General features: G+C 38.0%; 14 protein-coding genes. 5 read left to right on the top strand and 9 right to left on the bottom strand.

Features of this window, described 5'->3' with window-relative positions; all coding sequences use genetic code 11:
- Positions 1-11: 11 nt before the first annotated feature.
- From B8967_RS07030 to B8967_RS07020, 3 genes are all read right to left on the bottom strand, one after another.
- Positions 12-1,115, bottom strand: a complete 1,104-nt coding sequence (locus B8967_RS07030) for an efflux RND transporter periplasmic adaptor subunit (RefSeq protein ID WP_084085398.1) — start codon at positions 1,113-1,115, stop codon at positions 12-14.
- A gap of 95 nt (positions 1,116-1,210) precedes the next feature.
- The gene (gene mgtA, locus B8967_RS07025) at positions 1,211-3,883 is read right to left on the bottom strand and encodes a magnesium-translocating P-type ATPase (RefSeq protein WP_084085397.1); all 2,673 of its coding nucleotides are present in this window, start codon (positions 3,881-3,883) and stop codon (positions 1,211-1,213) included.
- Between the two features lie 23 nt (positions 3,884-3,906).
- On the bottom strand, positions 3,907-4,605 hold the full coding sequence (locus B8967_RS07020; protein ID WP_047490397.1) for an MgtC/SapB family protein: 699 nt from the start codon (positions 4,603-4,605) through the stop codon (positions 3,907-3,909).
- 532 nt (positions 4,606-5,137) lie between these two features.
- Here B8967_RS07020 and B8967_RS07015 point away from each other — a divergent pair.
- Positions 5,138-5,983 (top strand): EamA family transporter, encoded by an 846-nt coding sequence (locus tag B8967_RS07015; RefSeq protein WP_047490400.1) that lies wholly within the window; start codon positions 5,138-5,140, stop codon positions 5,981-5,983.
- A 19-nt stretch (positions 5,984-6,002) separates the two neighbouring features.
- Here B8967_RS07015 and B8967_RS07010 read toward each other — a convergent pair whose 3' ends face one another.
- Together B8967_RS07010 and B8967_RS07005 are read right to left on the bottom strand one after the other, a co-directional pair.
- The gene (locus tag B8967_RS07010) at positions 6,003-7,370 is read right to left on the bottom strand and encodes a sensor histidine kinase (RefSeq protein WP_084085396.1); all 1,368 of its coding nucleotides are present in this window, start codon (positions 7,368-7,370) and stop codon (positions 6,003-6,005) included.
- Between the two features lie 24 nt (positions 7,371-7,394).
- The gene (locus B8967_RS07005; RefSeq protein ID WP_084085395.1) at positions 7,395-8,099 is read right to left on the bottom strand and encodes a response regulator transcription factor; all 705 of its coding nucleotides are present in this window, start codon (positions 8,097-8,099) and stop codon (positions 7,395-7,397) included.
- A 135-nt stretch (positions 8,100-8,234) separates the two neighbouring features.
- Here B8967_RS07005 and B8967_RS07000 point away from each other — a divergent pair, with 135 nt between their 5' ends.
- Entirely contained in the window at positions 8,235-8,861 is a 627-nt protein-coding gene (locus B8967_RS07000) for a YiiX/YebB-like N1pC/P60 family cysteine hydrolase (protein WP_084085874.1), read from the top strand.
- A gap of 159 nt (positions 8,862-9,020) precedes the next feature.
- The gene (locus B8967_RS06995) at positions 9,021-9,332 is read left to right on the top strand and encodes an NIL domain-containing protein (protein ID WP_047490408.1); all 312 of its coding nucleotides are present in this window, start codon (positions 9,021-9,023) and stop codon (positions 9,330-9,332) included.
- A 234-nt stretch (positions 9,333-9,566) separates the two neighbouring features.
- On the opposite strand, the gene murA is transcribed toward B8967_RS06995, so the two are convergent.
- Positions 9,567-10,874 (bottom strand): UDP-N-acetylglucosamine 1-carboxyvinyltransferase, encoded by a 1,308-nt coding sequence (murA, locus tag B8967_RS06990; RefSeq protein WP_047490414.1) that lies wholly within the window; start codon positions 10,872-10,874, stop codon positions 9,567-9,569.
- Positions 10,874-11,548, bottom strand: a complete 675-nt coding sequence (locus B8967_RS06985; protein WP_084085394.1) for a DUF4290 domain-containing protein — start codon at positions 11,546-11,548, stop codon at positions 10,874-10,876. Before B8967_RS06985 ends, murA begins: the two co-directional genes overlap by 1 nt.
- A 187-nt stretch (positions 11,549-11,735) precedes the next feature.
- Between B8967_RS06985 and B8967_RS06980 the strand changes: the two genes are divergently transcribed.
- Positions 11,736-13,175 (top strand): alpha-amylase, encoded by a 1,440-nt coding sequence (locus tag B8967_RS06980; protein WP_084085393.1) that lies wholly within the window; start codon positions 11,736-11,738, stop codon positions 13,173-13,175.
- 180 nt (positions 13,176-13,355) lie between these two features.
- On the opposite strand, the gene B8967_RS06975 is transcribed toward B8967_RS06980, so the two are convergent.
- Together B8967_RS06975 and B8967_RS06970 are read right to left on the bottom strand one after the other, a co-directional pair.
- Positions 13,356-13,766 carry a thiol-disulfide oxidoreductase DCC family protein gene (locus B8967_RS06975; protein ID WP_047490421.1) on the bottom strand — a complete coding sequence of 137 codons (411 nt, stop codon included), beginning with the start codon at positions 13,764-13,766 and terminating at the stop codon, positions 13,356-13,358.
- Between the two features lie 5 nt (positions 13,767-13,771).
- Positions 13,772-14,239, bottom strand: a complete 468-nt coding sequence (locus B8967_RS06970; RefSeq protein WP_047490423.1) for a heme-binding domain-containing protein — start codon at positions 14,237-14,239, stop codon at positions 13,772-13,774.
- Positions 14,240-14,717: 478 nt separating this feature from the next.
- Between B8967_RS06970 and katG the strand changes: the two genes are divergently transcribed.
- Positions 14,718-16,994, top strand: coding sequence for a catalase/peroxidase HPI (gene katG, locus B8967_RS06965; protein WP_084085392.1), 2,277 nt, complete (start codon positions 14,718-14,720; stop codon positions 16,992-16,994).
- Positions 16,995-17,216 lie beyond the last annotated feature (222 nt).

The raw sequence follows: 17,216 nt of genomic DNA, 5'->3' as shown, positions 1-17,216 counted from the left end.
TCACATTCATATTATTTTGCATCCAGCATATAAATTCCGCCCTCAGTCATGATGGTTTCTCCTGGTTTTAATCCTGAAATAATTCTTACTGATTTCTGGTCTGTTTCACCTGTGGCCACTGAACGTCTGGTAAATTGGTTCTTTCCCGTTTTTATCCATACATACTGAGTATTATCCTGCTGCATTAAAGCCGTAACGGGGATCATAACTGTTTTTTCGGGAGTCGTTGAGAAATTAACGGTGGCATACATACCCGGTTTTAACTTTCTGTCCGGATTGTCACATTCTATAAGGACTTTTATACTTCGGGTATTTTCGTCTACTATTTCATTAATGTGGTATACTTTTCCTGTAATATTTCGATCCGGATAAGCACTTATTTTTACAGAGACATGATCTCCGATATTGACAAAACGAATATCTTTTTCTTTAACATCCCCGGAAATCCATACTTTGGAAAGTTCTGCAATAATAACCACAGGATCTGCGTCACCTTTCAGATACTGACCGTTAACAATCTTGTTGGAAATAATTTCTCCACTGATAGGAGCTCTTACAATAAGGGGACTTCCTATACCTCCTCCTTTGCTGTTGTATACCTTCAGGGCAGAGGAGGCATTAGAAAGTGAGGTCTTTTTATTTTTAAAATCTGTTTCCGCTTCATCCAGCTCTTTTTGAATACCGACCCCATGTTTTACCAGATCCTGTTGGCGTCTGTAATTTTTCTCTGCAAGCTGCACATCATTTAAGGCATCTGTATAATCTTTCTGAACTGAAAAATAATCGGAAGAAAGGATTTCAAAAAGCGGGCTTCCCGCAGAAACATTTTGACCAAGCTGGATAAAGGATTTTGTAATTCTTCCGGAAAAAGGACTGGCAATTTCTGCATAATGATTGGGGATTGCCTGGATAGTTCCTGCGGATACTACACCATCACTGTGTTCCTCTTCGGTGACCACTTCTGTTTTAATTGTTTTTAAAACAGGATTGTTTTCAGGAATCATCACATGATCTCCTTTGATTTGAAGATCCTGGCTTTGTGGGGTTTCACTTTTGCGATCTTTACAAGAGGTAATAAAAGCCAAAAGTAGTATTGATAATACGGTATTTTTCATATAAAATGTTTATAACCAATTAATTATTTATTTCTGGTTGAGCTGATGCTATAATGCAATAGTTATATGCAGATTTTTATTTTGCCATACACTTATCATAGCCACTGTCCGAATTTTTTGATGAACCATTGCTTTACGAACTGAGTGAGGATGCAATATCCAGTAAGAATGACAACCAGATAAGGAAAATACCCCATAGGTAAAGGTTGCATTTTCAGATATACAGCTAAGGGAGTAAAAGGAATCAGTATTCCAATCAGCATGATTAAACTTGTTAAAGCGACTACAGGGGCGGTAGCCCAGCTTTGGATAAAGGGGATCTTTTTCGTTCTGATGATATGTACAATCAGGGTTTGTGAAAGCAATCCTTCTACAAACCATCCTGTCTGAAATAAACTCTGATGCTCCGGAGTATTGGCTTTGAAAATAAAGAACATAACAGCAAAAGTCAGATAATCAAAAATGGAACTCAAAGGACCTATATACAGCATAAACTTTTTGATACTGTCGGCTTCCCATTTTTTTGGTTTTTCCAGAAAATCTTTATCCATTGTATCCCAGGGGATGGAAGACTGTGATATATCATAGAGTAAATTCTGGGTTAGAATCTGTAGCGGAAGCATTGGCAAAAACGGAAGTAATGCACTGGCTCCGATCATGCTGAACATGTTTCCAAAGTTACTGCTGGCTGTCATTTTTATATACTTAATGATATTTCCGAACGTTCTTCTGCCGTAGATTACACCACTGCGTAAAACCATTAAATCTTTTTCCAACAGGATGATGTCTGCGCTTTCTTTTGCAATGTCTGCACCGGTATCAACGGAAATACCAACATCAGCTTCCTTAATGGCAGCCGCGTCGTTAATCCCATCTCCCATAAATCCTACGGTATGCCCTTTAGATCTCAGTATTTTTACAATACGCTGCTTTTGTAACGGACTTACTTTTGCAAAAACAGAATAAAGATCCATGTCTTTACTAAGCTCTTCATCGGTTCTGTTGTCTAATTCATCACCAAGCATAATCATGGTAACGGGAATCCCTACGTCATGACATATCTTTTTAGCGACAATATCATTATCCCCGGTTACTACTTTTACTTCCACACCCAGCTTATGTAAAGCTTTGATACTAGGTTCCGCCGATGGCTTTGCCGGATCAAGGAATCCTATAAAACCGGTAAGTGTAAGATGATTTTCGTCGGCAACAGAATAATTCAATGGATGGTTTCCGTCAAATTCTCTGATTGCAACCAGTAAAACCCGTAACCCTTCAGCATTGAGCTTTTCAGACATTCTGATGATTTTCTGCTTCATACATTCATCGAGAGGAACAATATTATCATTCTCAATATGCAAACTGTTGTCTTCTCCCGGATCTAAAGCATATTTGCATAAGGAAAGCATTTCCTCTACAGCACCTTTGCAAATCATCAGGTGTTTACCACTGGAAGTGTTGAGGATAACGGACATTCTTCTTCTTTCAAAATCAAAAGGGATTTCATCCACTTTCAGATACAGTTCATCTGCTTTCATCATGTTGTGAACTTCGGCATGATCCAAAACAGCCTGGTCCAACAGATTTTTGAGCCCGGTCTGATGATAGCTGTTGAGGTAAGCCCATTTCAATACTTCATCATCTTCAAGCCCCTGAACATTGAGATGAGTTTCCAGTACAATCTTGTCCAGGGTAAGTGTTCCTGTTTTATCAGTACAGAGAATATCCATGGCACCAATATTCTGAATGGCATTCAACCGCTTAACGATGACTTTCTTCTTGCTCATATTAACAGCTCCTTTCGCAAGGTTGGCGGTAACAATCATAGGGAGCATCTCCGGGGTAAGTCCCACAGCTACAGCAATGGCAAATAATAAAGCCTGCATCCAGTCTCCTTTTACCAATCCGTTGATAAGAAAAATAATGGGGGTCATCACCAGCATAAACCGGATGAGCAGAAAACTTACTTTATTGACACCTATATCAAAAGCGGTTTCGGATCTTTTGGAAACCAGGCTTCTGCTGATGCTTCCGAAATAGGTGAAAATACCAGTGTTAGCTACCACAACCGTGGCTGACCCACTTACCACGTTAGTTCCCATAAAACAGATATTTTGTAAGGATAATGGGTTTTGATTCTTTGCATCTTTGATGGGAAGAGCATTTTTCTCTACAGGTAATGCTTCCCCGGTAAGAATGGATTCACTGATAAAGAGATCTTTGCTTTTCATAATTCTGCAGTCGGCAGGAACCATATCACCGGCAGAAAGTATGATCATATCACCGGGAACAATTTCACTGATATCTATTTCCTCACTTTCTTTAAACTTTCTTTTGGTAAGGCAGCTGGTTTTTACCATTCTTTTTAAAGCTTCTGCTGCTTTATTGCTGCGGAACTCCTGAATGAATCTTAGGGTGGTGCTGAACAGAAGCATCACTGAAATAATAATGCTGGTGCTGAGGTCCTTTTCATCTGCAGGCACCAGGATAACATCAATGAATAATGAAATCACGGCAATACAGGCAAGGATATAATTGAAAGGATTAAAAAAAGAATGGGCAAACTGCTTCAGCCATGAAGGTGCTTTCTGAGTGGCAATTTCATTTTTACCATATATTTTTAAACGGTCTTTTACGGTGTTTTCGCTAAGCCCTTCTTCTGAAGTTTCCAGCATAGCATAAATCATTTTTTCGTTCTCTGATGCAGCTTCTTTCAATTTTACAAGAGCTGCGGAGTTGAGATTTTTGTTGGAATATTTTTTTAACATGGCTTCAGGGTTGGTGTTAAATGTTATAAATCAGTTTCAGTACCTATAATTTCCCAGCTTACCCTGATGACTTTATCTTCAATAGTAAGTCTGCTGGTTATTTTTTCCATGAAACTGTCCTGTGGAGTAGAAGCGTGAACTTCTGCTGTAATGATGGCATTTTCAGGAACGCCGTTATCATCGCTGGTGAGAGATTTCAGTAATATTTTATCATTCCCGCTTAAAGACTGCATCAGCTGTATCCGGATGTGGTTTTCCACCTCACTTTTACATTTGATACTGATTAAATATTCGGTATAATGATTTCTGCTGCTGATATTGTTGCCAAGCTTTACTCCTAAAGGGCGGAGAATGACATGTGTGAGAATAATAAATCCGCTGGTAATAGCTGCTTCAAAAGGAAGTCCTATAGCGCTGAGGGCTCCTACGGAAGCTGAACACCAGATAGTAGCTGCAGTGTTGAGTCCCCGTACGGTAAGACCGTCTTTCATAATAACACCTCCTCCCAGAAAACCTATACCACTCACAATATAGGAAGCTATTCTGCCTGTAGCATCACCGCCGATTCTGATGGAAAGCAGTACAAAGGCCGCAGAGCCCAGGCATACCAGTGTATTGGTACGGAGGCCTGCACTTTTTTGGCGCCACTGTCTTTCGAAACCAATGCCGGCACCCAGGAGGAATGCTGTGAAAAGACGAAGAGTAAATTCTAGTGTATTCATAATCTTTTTGTTGTATGGCAAACAGCCGATATACAGAAAGATATATTGCTGAATGCCTAGTTATAGTAATAATGGGAAGGATCGGTATCCATAGTGGTTTTTATTTGCTGCAAAGGTATTCCTCCTTTTGGGGAGAAGCCGTTAGAAAAGCTTTAGAATGTTATTAGAAAATGATTAGAGAAAACAGAAGGAAAATAACCTTTGAAAATGAATGTATACATCGGAAAGTGTCAAATGATATTGTGTATAGGATTTAAAAAAAAGACTATGTTCTTACCGTACATCATCATCTGAACCGGATAGGATAGCAGGAAACCTTGAAAGGATTTGGAGAACATAATTAGGAAATATTCATTAACTAAGTCTTAGTAATAAATGAAAACTGTACCCATATTGAACGCTAAAATTTCAATACATTTGCTGGCAAGCTATTTTGCATTCGGAATTTCCCGGTTTATAATGATAAAATAAGAGTTTGCCTAATCCCGGAAAATTCTTTCCAAAGTTGTTTTATAAGTTATAAATTTTAGAAATGAAAAAGTCTAATGTAGCGATACCTGCTACACTTTTAGCAATAATCTGCGTGCAGGGTGGGGCTTCCATTGCCAAGCAGCTTTTTCCTGCCATCGGCGCTATTGGTACCGTTAGTTTAAGGATTGTACTCTCAGCTGTTTTGCTCACCTTGATTAACCGTCCAAAATTTTTACAGTTCACGAAACAAAAATGGAAATATTGTGCTCTGTACGGTATCGGACTGGCGGCGATGAATCTTATTTTTTATATGGCTATTCAGCGAATTCCGCTAGGGCTGGCTGTTACGGTAGAATTTGCCGGACCTTTATTCCTGGCTCTGGCACTGTCGCGTAAGTTACTGGATGTTGTCTGGGCATTATTGGCCTGTGTAGGGATTTTACTTATCGTGCCCTGGCAGAGTAACAATATAGATTTATTGGGGCTTGGACTGGCCTTTCTGGCAGGGATGTTTTGGGCAGGTTATATTGTAATGGGCGGAAAAGTAGCTAAAATAATGGATGGAAAAGATGCTGTTACTACCGGGATGTTATTTGCAAGTCTTGTGATTATTCCTTTTACCATTTGGGATGGCGCGGTTTTCAATCTTACACCAACCCTTTTTATAAAGGGGCTTGGAGTTGCTATCTTATCCAGTGCGCTACCGTTTTCTCTGGAAATGATGGCACTTAAAAAACTTCCGGCCAAAACTTTTAGTATTCTGATGAGTCTGGAGCCTGCATTTGCTGCTTTTTCGGGATTATTATTCCTATCCGAGAGTTTAACCTTTTTACAGTGGATATCCATTGCCTGTGTGATCGCAGCCAGTATAGGAACTACTGTTTTCAGTAAAACTTCAGTGGAGTAGTGTGAAAATCGTTAAATGATTAGGATCCTGGTATTTCAAACTGTATTGTAAAAATGGTCTTATTATGCTCTGATGCTACAGAAATTGTTGCATGATGAAGATGAATGATTTTTTCTGTCAGAAATAGTCCGATACCATATCCTTTTTCCTTTTTTGAGGTTTCACTTCTGTAGAAGGGTTCAAAAATACGCTGTAAATCTTCCCTGGAAATAATGATGCCGGTATTGGTAAAACTGATTGAAAGTGTGTTTTTATGGGCTATCACATCTATTGAACATATATGCTCAGGGGAATATTTACAGGCATTGTCAATAAGATTATTGAAAGCTACCTGCAGCAGATATTCATTTCCCTGTGTGATCAGCTGATGTTCTTCCACCTCATTTTCTATATTCAAAGAAACTTTATACGCCGGATTTTCTCTTGTTATTTTGGTGTAAGATTCCAGAAGTATTTCATCAAGGCGTACTTCAGAAAAGCTGATTTCATTAGGATCATAGCTTGCTTTGGCAAGATCCATTAAACTGTTGGACAGTTTGGCCATATTCCGTGCATCTTCCAACGCATATCGGATGGTCTGCTGGTATTCTTCTTTGGTTTGTTCTTTTTCAGAAGCCAGTTCCAGCTCAGTGATAATCGCGGATAATGGAGTGCGGAGTTCGTGTGAAATATTGGATACAAAATGTTTTTGAGAGTCAAAAGAATTTTCCAGACGCTTCAGCATTCCGTTGAAATTCTGGGCAAGCTCGTTAAGTTCATCTTTTTCTCCGGTCGTTTTTAAGCGCAGCTGTAATTTTCCGGCAGTAATTTTTTTAATTTGATTCACCATTTCACTCAGGGGGCTCAGTGCTTTTTTAGAAAGGAATATGCCGGCCAGGTAAATCAGGATCAGGATGCTGATGAAAGCGATAATACTAATGGTAAGAAGATGAGTGAGATATTCATACCCATACTTATCATAGGAAGCAGCGGTTACAGCGTACGATTTTCCGGAATGATGATAGACCATCCCGATAACCTGTAAGTTGTTTAAAAAGAAGTTGATTTTTTTCTTTTGAAATATCTGCGAGAGCATCGCCGGAGTTTCCTTTACGTAATCAACTTTTGCATCGTCATGATAAATAAGCTGGTGATCAGAATCATAAATAGCGACTTGAACTTCGTTAAGTGTTCTGTTGTTATTTTTGTACAGCTTATGCATTTCCTGTTCCGGGAGTGAGCTTTGGAAAAACAAATCAGCTTTGGCAATAGCCTCGTTTTGCAATTCGCTATAGAAAGATTTTTCTCTGGCTTCTTTGGAAGAATAATAAATAGAAAAGCTGTAAACCCCTAAAAGCATTGCCGTGATTAGGGTAAAAAGGAGTGTAAGCCTGGTTCTTATTTTCATCCGTTTGTTTTTAGTTCACTTCGGTTAATGTATGATGCCCGTTTCGTAATCTTTTTTTAAGATAAATCCCATACCTGCTTTGGTATGAATAAGCTTAATTTCAAAATCTTTATCAATTTTTTTTCTTAGATAATTGATGTATACGTCAATGAAGTTGGTTCCTGTATCGAAATGGGTTTCCCATACTTTTTCCGCAATTTCACCGCGGGAAAGTACCCTTTCAGAGTTTTCCAGCATGAATTTCAAAAGATTAAATTCCTTTGGAGTCAATTTTATGGGAACCTGATCTCTGCTGACTGTTTTTTGTTCCAGATTCATTTCAATGCCTTCATATTTAAGAACAAAAACTTTTTGCTGCCTCTGTTGTGAAAAACGTTTTAGAAGAACTTTAATTCTGGCCACCAGCTCCCGCATTTCAAAAGGCTTGGTTAAGTAATCATCAGCTCCGGCATCAAACCCTTCCAGTTTATCGTCAGTCGTTCCGAGAGCGGTAAGCATTACCACCGGAAGATTGGGTTTTAAAATCTTTATTTCATTACAGAATTCAAGGCCGTTTTTTTTAGGAAGGACAATATCTGTGATGATCAGATCAAAATCTTTTTGTAATGCCAGTTTAAGCCCCGTTATTCCATCATAGGCTGCCGTTACTTCAAACTCAGCTTCCTGAAGTCCCTTGGTAATCAATTTTGAAAGTCTGTCATCGTCTTCAACGAGTAAAATATGTGGCATAAGAATATAGGGAATGTTTGGGTTGATATGAAGAATAGATCAATACTTCCTACAAATGTAATAAATTCTATTTTGTAATTTTGGTGGCGAAACAATATCAGAATGCTAAGATTTAATATATCTTTTTTTAAAAAAATGAACTTTGCAGGAAACCTGTTCTTTTTGATTGTACTGCTTGTTAATTGTAGTGCTTCTCCAATATCAAAGCTTAAAAACGGTGACCTACTTTTTGTAACGGCAAAAGAAACCGGACTTTCCGGAGCAATTAACAATGTGACACAAAAGCAGAAAGCTGCTTCTTTTGATCATATTGGTATTTTAGAAAAAAATGGAAACAGACTGTTTGTATTGCATGCAGCTCCAAAAGGAGGATCACAAAAGCAGGAATTAAAAGAATTTCTTCAGGATCAGAAAGAAGACGGCCAGAAAATCGTCGTATACCGTTTAAAGCCTGAATATCAGAAATCAATTCCATCAGCTGTTGATCAAGCAAATCAAATGCTGGGTAAACCTTATAATTTCAATTATATCCTGGACGAAAACTCCTATTATTGTTCAGATTTTATTGAAAGAGCATTTAGAGAAAACCATATTTTCAAATTGGAACCCATGACGTTCACAGATCCTAAGACAGGAAAAGTAAATGTTTTTTGGGAAGAATTTTATCAAAAGAAAAATCTTAAGGTTCCGGAAGGAGAACCTGGTTGTAACCCCAATGGATTGGCTGGTTCAGATAAGCTGGAAAGAATAAAAGAATTATAAAAAAGAGGTAAAAGAAGCTATAATGGCTTCTTTTTTTTGTTAAAGTTTTAAAAATATTAGTCTACTAATTTGGTAGACTAATATTTTTTTATATTTTTGTCACAGATTTAATGCAGAGTGCAATACAATCTGAAAGTGTTTAACCAAAAATGTTTAGTGATGATTACACCTAATCCTGGCCTGCAGGTTTTGCAAAACAAAATTACCCTGCCTAAAAAAGAATTGATCCTGGAAATAGAGTTAAATGGGAAAATGAAATTCGAACATTTAATGAATACCATTTATAATCAATTGGGCATTTGTCATAGAGTGTTGTCTGCTAATGTGGAATATGTGAACGGATACAGTTTTGGTACAGTACAGTTATATATTAATGTCAATTCAGAAGATTATCAGAACCTAGAGTTCTATCTGAATAAAAATAAACTTTTGAGTACAACGGTAGAGTATCTCTGCCGGAAATATTCTTAAGGGAGATTCATATAGTTTTAATTACTCAAAGTGTCCGGTTTTAATCGGGCACTTTTTTATGTAAAAGCTAAGATTTCCCTTATAATTCCAGGAGATCACAAACCGAAGATCTGATGGGGGAACAGCTGGCAACAATTACTTTTGCCGCAAAATTTTCATCCAGACCCTGAATCCTGTAAACAAAGAAAAGAGCGCTCAGATCACTCTGAACGCTCTATAGTAATAAAAATAATTTTATATTCTTTCGATATCAGCCCCAATAGCTTTTAGTCTTCCATCGATATTTTCATATCCTCTGTCGATTTGCTCGATATTGTGGATAATTGATTTTCCTTCTGCAGAAAGTGCTGCAATTAAAAGTGCATTTCCAGCTCTGATATCCGGAGAAACCATTGTGGTTCCTCTTAACGGAGCTTCCTGGTTCAATCCGATTACGGTGGCTCTGTGTGGATCACATAAAATGATCTGAGCACCCATATCGATTAATTTATCAACAAAGAATAATCTCGATTCAAACATCTTCTGGTGTACCAAAATACTTCCTTTAGCCTGAGTAGCTACTACCAGGATAATAGACAATAAATCCGGAGTAAACCCTGGCCACGGTGCATCTGAAATGGTAAGAATAGAACCGTCGATGAATTTCTGGATCTTATAATGTTCCTGAGCAGGAATATAAATGTCATCACCACTTTGCTCAAGCTGAATTCCCAGTTTTCTGAATGTATTCGGGATAACCCCTAATTGGTTCCAGTTTACATTTTTAATGGTGATTTCAGATTTTGTCATTGCAGCAAGACCTATCCATGATCCGATTTCTACCATATCCGGAAGCATCGTATGCTCAGTTCCTCTCAGATAATCAACTCCTTCAATGGTAAGAAGGTTAGAGCCAATTCCTGAAATATTTGCACCCATTCTGTTCAGCATTTTACACAATTGCTGAAGATAAGGTTCACAAGCAGCATTATAGATTCTTGTTTTTCCTTTTGCCAGTACGGCAGCCATTACGATATTAGCCGTTCCGGTTACGGAAGCTTCTTCCAACAGGATGAATTTTCCTCTAAGTTCAGTAGCTTTTAAAGAATAAAAATATTCTTCTTCATCATAATTAAATTCTGCACCAAGCTCTACTAATCCCTGGAAGTGGGTATCCAATCTTCTTCTCCCGATCTTATCTCCCCCAGGAGTAGGCATATACGCTTCTCCATAACGAGCCAGCATCGGCCCCATAAGCATGATAGAACCACGCAGTTTAGCACCATCTTTTTTGAACTCGTTGGATTTTATATAATCAAAATTTACTTTGTCGGCCTTGAACGTATAATCTCCATGTCCGTTTTTAGTGATTTTTACCCCAAAGTCGCCCAGGATTTCAATTAATCTGTTGACATCATGGATATCCGGGATATTTTTAATAGTAACCTCCTCATCAGTTAACAGAACTGCACATAAAATTTGAAGAGCTTCATTTTTAGCCCCTTGTGGAGTTATTTCACCCTGCAATCTTTTTCCTCCTCGTATTTGAAATGTTCCACTCATTATTTTCTGTTTTTATGATTATTGTTATGTCTTCTTTTGTTAGGTTGGTTCTTATTATTGCTGTTGTTGTTATTACTCCTATTATTGTTACTGTTGCTGTTGTTATTTCGGTTGTTGTTACTGGTGTAATAGATTTTACTTTTTTCAAGAGAATCAATTCCTGTAAGATCCAACCTGTTTTCAGACAGTTCCTTCAAGTGGCGGAAAATAACATCATCCGTCACATGTTCCTTATTATAGACATTATAAGATTTCTTCATATTGTTGGCAATCACTTCGATAAGGGCTTCTTTTTCATCGCCCGCCTCCAGCTCAATTGCTTTTTCGATCAATTGAAGAATACTTTTTCCGTAAAACTTAAAGTCACCTTGAAGTTTTGGATATTCCATCCTTTTAGGTTTTTCTGCCAATTCTTCCATTGTAGGAAACGGATAAGGAGAATCTACATCCAAATCGTAATTTGCCAGAATAAAAAGATGATCCCAAAGTTTATGTTTATAATTTTCTTCGTCACGAAGTTGTGGGTTTCTCTGACCCATAAAATCGATGATTGCCATAGCCATTTCACTTCTTTCCTCTTTGGAAGCAAGTTCTTTGCAGCGCTCAACCAACTGTTGTATAATTCTGCCGTATTCGGGCATATGAAGCTGAGTTTTTTGGGTATTGTATTCCATAGTATGCAAATATATGGATTAAAAGAAAAATTGTTTCGAGAATATTTAAAATTTATGATTTTTTAATGAAAAGTGGAGTTGACCTTTCTTATAATTTATTATTTAAAATTAAAATATTTCACCTGAATAAGAATTTGTATGCAAGGAATTTGTAACTTGGTTAGTAGATTGATAATTAAATATTGCAATGAAAAAAACATATTTTCTTCTTTCTGTATGGGGTTTAGCACTTGTCAGTTCTTGTGAGAACAATGATGATATTGGCAATAAATCTTCACAAGAGCAGGAAGTACACGACAAAATTGTAAATGTCACACATCATGACGGGAGGCCTTTCAGTACGGGAGGAGCATCCGGCTCTTTACAGGGCAAATTTGTAGCAGGTCCCGGTGGGGGAGTTTTGATGCAGGGATTTTATTGGGATGTTCCTGAAGGCGGTAACTGGTGGAATACTGTTAAAGATAAAGTGACAGCATGGTCCAATGCCGGAATTGGAGCAGTATGGCTTCCTCCGGCTTCCAAAGCTCAAAATGGCCCCCTTTCAATGGGATATGATCCTACAGATTATTATGATTTTGGAAATTTTAATCAAAACGGGACTACCGAGACCCGATTTGGATCGAGAACTGAGCTGGAAGCACTAATTACTAAAGCGCACAGCGAAAATATGCAGGTGTTTGCTGATATTGTCATCAATCACAACAGTGGCGGGCAGTCTGAAGCCAATCCTTATACCGGAACGAATACCTGGACCAACTTCTCAGGAGTAGCTTCCGGAAAATTTCAAAGAAGCTATGAAGACTTTTATAAAAATGCATATGGAAATAATGATGAAGGTTCTTTCGGTGGATTTCCAGACCTGTGCCACGCCAATCCTCATGTACAGGACTGGTTATGGGGAAGGGATGATTCTGTAGCAAAATACTATAAGAATGTGATGAAATTTGATGGCTGGAGATTTGATTATGTAAAAGGGTTCGGACCCTGGGTAGTGAATACCTGGAACGCTAAGGTGGGCGGATTTTCGGTTGGTGAACTATGGGATTCTAATGTCAATACACTGGAGTGGTGGGCAAATAATGCAAACAGTTCCGTATTTGATTTTGCTGCTTACTATAAAATGGATGAAGCTTTTGACAATGGGAATCTGAATGTTTTAAATGATGATATGATGTGGAAGAGGAATCCCTATAAAGCAGTCACTTTTGTTGCCAATCATGACACGGATATTATTAACAATAAAATGCCGGCGTACGCTTATATTTTAACTCATGAAGGCTATCCAACCATTTTTTACAGAGATTATGAAGAATGGCTGAACAAAGAAAGGCTGAATAACTTAATTTGGATTCATAATAATAAAGCTACCGGAACAACTTCGATATTATATACTGATAATGATGAATATATTGCAAGACGTAATGGGTATAATGGAAATCCAGGGCTTGTCGTTTATATCAATACTTCGTCAAGCTGGCAGGAAAGATGGATTGAGACCAATTGGGCCAGTCAGCAGATCAAAGATTTTACAGGAAGCTCAAGCTGGTATCCTACAACTCAGGGAGATAAATGGGTGAAGATCCAATGTGCCCCGAATAGTTATTCAATTTGGTCACTGAATCAATAAGTACCAAAAGTGATTAATTTAAAATTAATCTATATATCATACTAGTCATTCTTTAGGAACCTGAATAATGTATTTTACTATTAAATCGATTAGGTTTTTATGGAATGACTTTTTGCTGTTTTGGTAGGAAAAAATGCTTTTCTTGAAGAGAGAAAAATGTATTATTGAGACTCTGCCTGATTAGACCTGAATAAATTTTTTCTTCTGATGCTGATCCGGCAAATAACATTTTTGGTTAGCCAGTTTCATTCTGTTTCTGGAAATCATATTGTAAACCTTATCGCTTAGAAATGCAGGCATTAGTTTTCCAACGGCTGAAAGTTTGTAGATTCCGCCCAGCAGGTCAGCAATTTTAAGTACTGCTCTCGATTTAATCAAATAGTATTGTTCCGGCTTCCAAAGATACATGGTATTGAAATCCTTTGTTTCCAATCCTCTTTCAGATAAAAACTGCTGTCCGAAATCAGATTGCAGTGAAGCAAACATAAATCGGTCTTTCTTATCTCTCTCCAAAATCCATTGTACCCAGAAATTACAGACACCACAGTCTCCGTCAAAAAATACAATATATTTGTTTTTCCAGTCTTTCATGATTTCTATTTATTAAACATGATACTTCTTTCGGTATCCTCTTTTACTTTTTTAAAATATTGAGAAAGTGCTGTACGCTGCTCATCAGTTAGTTTTGCGTTCTGATGTCCCAAATAATAAGACTCCAGAGGCATTTCTTTTTTTTCTATCATTTCTAAACATTCTTCAAGCTTATGAAGCTGTCTTTTAGATTCGTACACTGCAAAGGTAGAAAAATTAAGATGTTTTCTGCCTTCATTGACATGATTTTTTACAACCCATGATGCCGGTGAAATATTGGCATACCATGGATATTTGGTTTCATTGGAATGACAGTCATAACAAGACGTACGTATAATTTTGGCTATATGATCCGGAGTGTTTTTAATTTTAAGAAAATCCATGCCCGGTGTGGGAGCAGGATTGGTCTTGTCAATAGGAAAAAACTGGATCATAATAAATGCCACAAGAATGACAACTAATACTTTTTTCATAGATGTTCATATTTCTTATTAGGATAAAGGTAGTTAAATTATTTTTTAGGCTAAGTAGAGATTGAAATATTTTGCGGAAAGCCGGAGGAAGGAAATGGCAGCACAAACTTTAGATAAGTCATAGACTTTTACTAATTGATACAAAGATCATTGATTCCCCTTTGATAGGGATAAAACTTCTTGCTTTTAACTTTCCTCTGTATTTATTTTTCAGAAAATATTACGTTGATTTATTCTAAATTGAGTAGGGTATTGATGTTTTTTGTCCACATTAATATGAATTTTCACTAACTTAATACCACAATTATGTCTTTAGTTTGGATGCTGTCGGAAATGCTTCTTTATAGTTTTTAACTATCATTGAAATAATTATTAATAGATTGTATTTATTGGGTGAACGTTGTAAGTTTGTCATGTTCTTAACAACAGAACTTTACTTAAACTATAGTAATCAATATAAAAAAATAAATAAACGACAATGGAAAAAGATTCGAATGACATCAGTAAATGCCCGTTTCATAATGGGACTATGAAAAAGAATGTAGCGGGTGGCGGAACCCAAAACCTGGAATGGTGGCCTGATCAGCTTAGAGTTGATATGCTGCGCCAGCATTCATCACTGTCTAATCCTATGGATAAAGACTTTGATTATGCTGAAGCATTTAAAAACCTTGACCTTGAAGCCGTAAAAAGAGATCTTCATGCATTGATGACAGATTCTCAGGACTGGTGGCCGGCTGATTTCGGACACTATGGTCCTTTGTTTATCCGTATGGCATGGCACAGTGCCGGAACCTATCGTGTGGGGGACGGAAGAGGTGGAGCAGGAGCGGGACAACAACGTTTTGCCCCACTGAACAGCTGGCCTGATAATGTTAGTTTAGATAAAGCAAGAAGATTGTTATGGCCGATCAAACAAAAATATGGGAGAAATATTTCCTGGGCAGACCTTTTAATCCTTACCGGTAATATCGCGCTGGAGTCTATGGGATTCAAAACGTTTGGATTTGCTGGTGGCCGTGAAGATGTTTGGGAACCGGATATGGATGTATACTGGGGTTCGGAAAAAACATGGCTGGGTGGAGATGTACGCTATGCTCACGGTTCAGATGGCGTAGTAGAAGGACATGCAGCAGTTCTTCCTACTGATGATAATGCAGACGGTGATATTCATTCCAGAAATCTTGAAAAACCTCTGGCAGCCGTGCAAATGGGATTGATCTATGTAAATCCTGAAGGTCCGGACGGAAACCCTGATCCTATTGCTGCCGCTAAAGATATCCGTGATACTTTTGGACGTATGGCGATGAATGATGAGGAAACTGTAGCCTTGATTGCCGGAGGACATACCTTTGGAAAAACCCACGGAGCCGGTCCTGCAGATCATGTAGGTAAAGAACCTGAAGGCGCAGGAATAGAATTACAGGGATTAGGATGGGAAAGCAGCTACAAATCGGGAAGCGGAAAAGACGCGATCTCCAGTGGTCTTGAAGTAACCTGGACAGAAACTCCGACTGAATGGAGTAATTATTTCTTTAAAAACCTGTTTGAAAATGAATGGGAACTGACGAAAAGTCCTGCCGGAGCTCACCAATGGGTAGCAAAGGATGGTGCTGAAATTATCCCTGATGCATTTGATTCCACTAAAAAGCATAGACCAACAATGCTTACTACAGACCTTTCATTGAGACTGGATCCTGTTTACGAAAAAATTTCAAGACATTTTTATGAAAACCCTGATGCCTTCGCTGATGCCTTTTCAAGAGCATGGTTTAAACTTACCCACAGGGATATGGGACCTCGTGCCCGTTATTTGGGACCGGATGTTCCTCAGGAAGAACTGATCTGGCAGGATCCTATTCCGGCCGTGAATCATGAGCTGGTCAATGCTACAGATATTGAAAATCTTAAAACTAAAATTTTAGATTCCGGATTGAGTGTTTCCGAGCTGGTATCTACAGCCTGGGCTTCCGCATCTACTTTCAGAGGAAGTGATAAACGTGGTGGTGCCAACGGAGCGAGAATAAGACTGGAGCCTCAGAAACATTGGGAAGTAAATAACCCGTCGCAACTACAGAAAGTATTAGGGATTTTGGAAAGAATTCAAAACGAATTCAATGCCCAAAACGGAGGCAAGAAAATTTCACTGGCGGATATCATTGTATTGGCCGGAACAGCAGCTGTAGAAAAAGCTGCGAGAAATGCGGGACATGATGTTAAAGTAACATTTGCTCCCGGTAGAATGGATGCTTCTCAGGAACAAACGGATGTAGAATCTATGGGATACCTGGAACCTATTGCTGACGGATTCCGTAATTACCTGAAAAGAAAATTCTCAGTTTCTACAGAATCTTTATTCATAGATAAAGCACAGTTATTAACGCTTACTGCTCCTGAACTTACTGTTTTGGTAGGAGGAATGCGTGCTTTAGATACGAATTTTGACGGTTCAAAACATGGGGTATTTACTACTCGTCCCGGAGTGCTTACCAATGATTTCTTTGTTAATCTTTTAGATATGGGAACACAATGGAAAGCCATGTCAGAAGATAAAGAACTCTATATAGGAACAGACCGTTCAACAGGTCAGCCAAAATGGACAGCTACCCGTGCTGATCTTGTATTCGGATCTAATTCTGAATTGAGAGCTGTGGCTGAGGTGTATGCAAGTGCTGATGCACAAGGTAAATTTATCAATGATTTTGTAACCGCATGGACAAAAGTGATGAATCTGGATCGATTTGATTTGGATTAAGAGATCATCTCTATCATATAAAAAGACAGCAGTGATGCTGTCTTTTTGTTTTTTAATATACTTGGAGCCTGTTATTTAGGGTCAATACCTTAGTGGGTTAATATTAATTACGCAACATTTTGCAGAAATAGAAGGGACCCATATTAACAAAAGCTGATAAAAGAAAATTATGATGGGAATTACTTTAATAAAAAAGATGTTTTTTACATTTTTATAGCTATT

The sequence above is a fragment of the Chryseobacterium sp. YR221 genome (assembly GCF_900176315.1).
GTDB classification, from domain to species: Bacteria; Bacteroidota; Bacteroidia; order Flavobacteriales; family Weeksellaceae; genus Chryseobacterium; species Chryseobacterium rhizosphaerae.
Note: the sequence above shows the minus strand (reverse complement) of the source record. Positions and strands in the feature narration are given on the sequence as shown.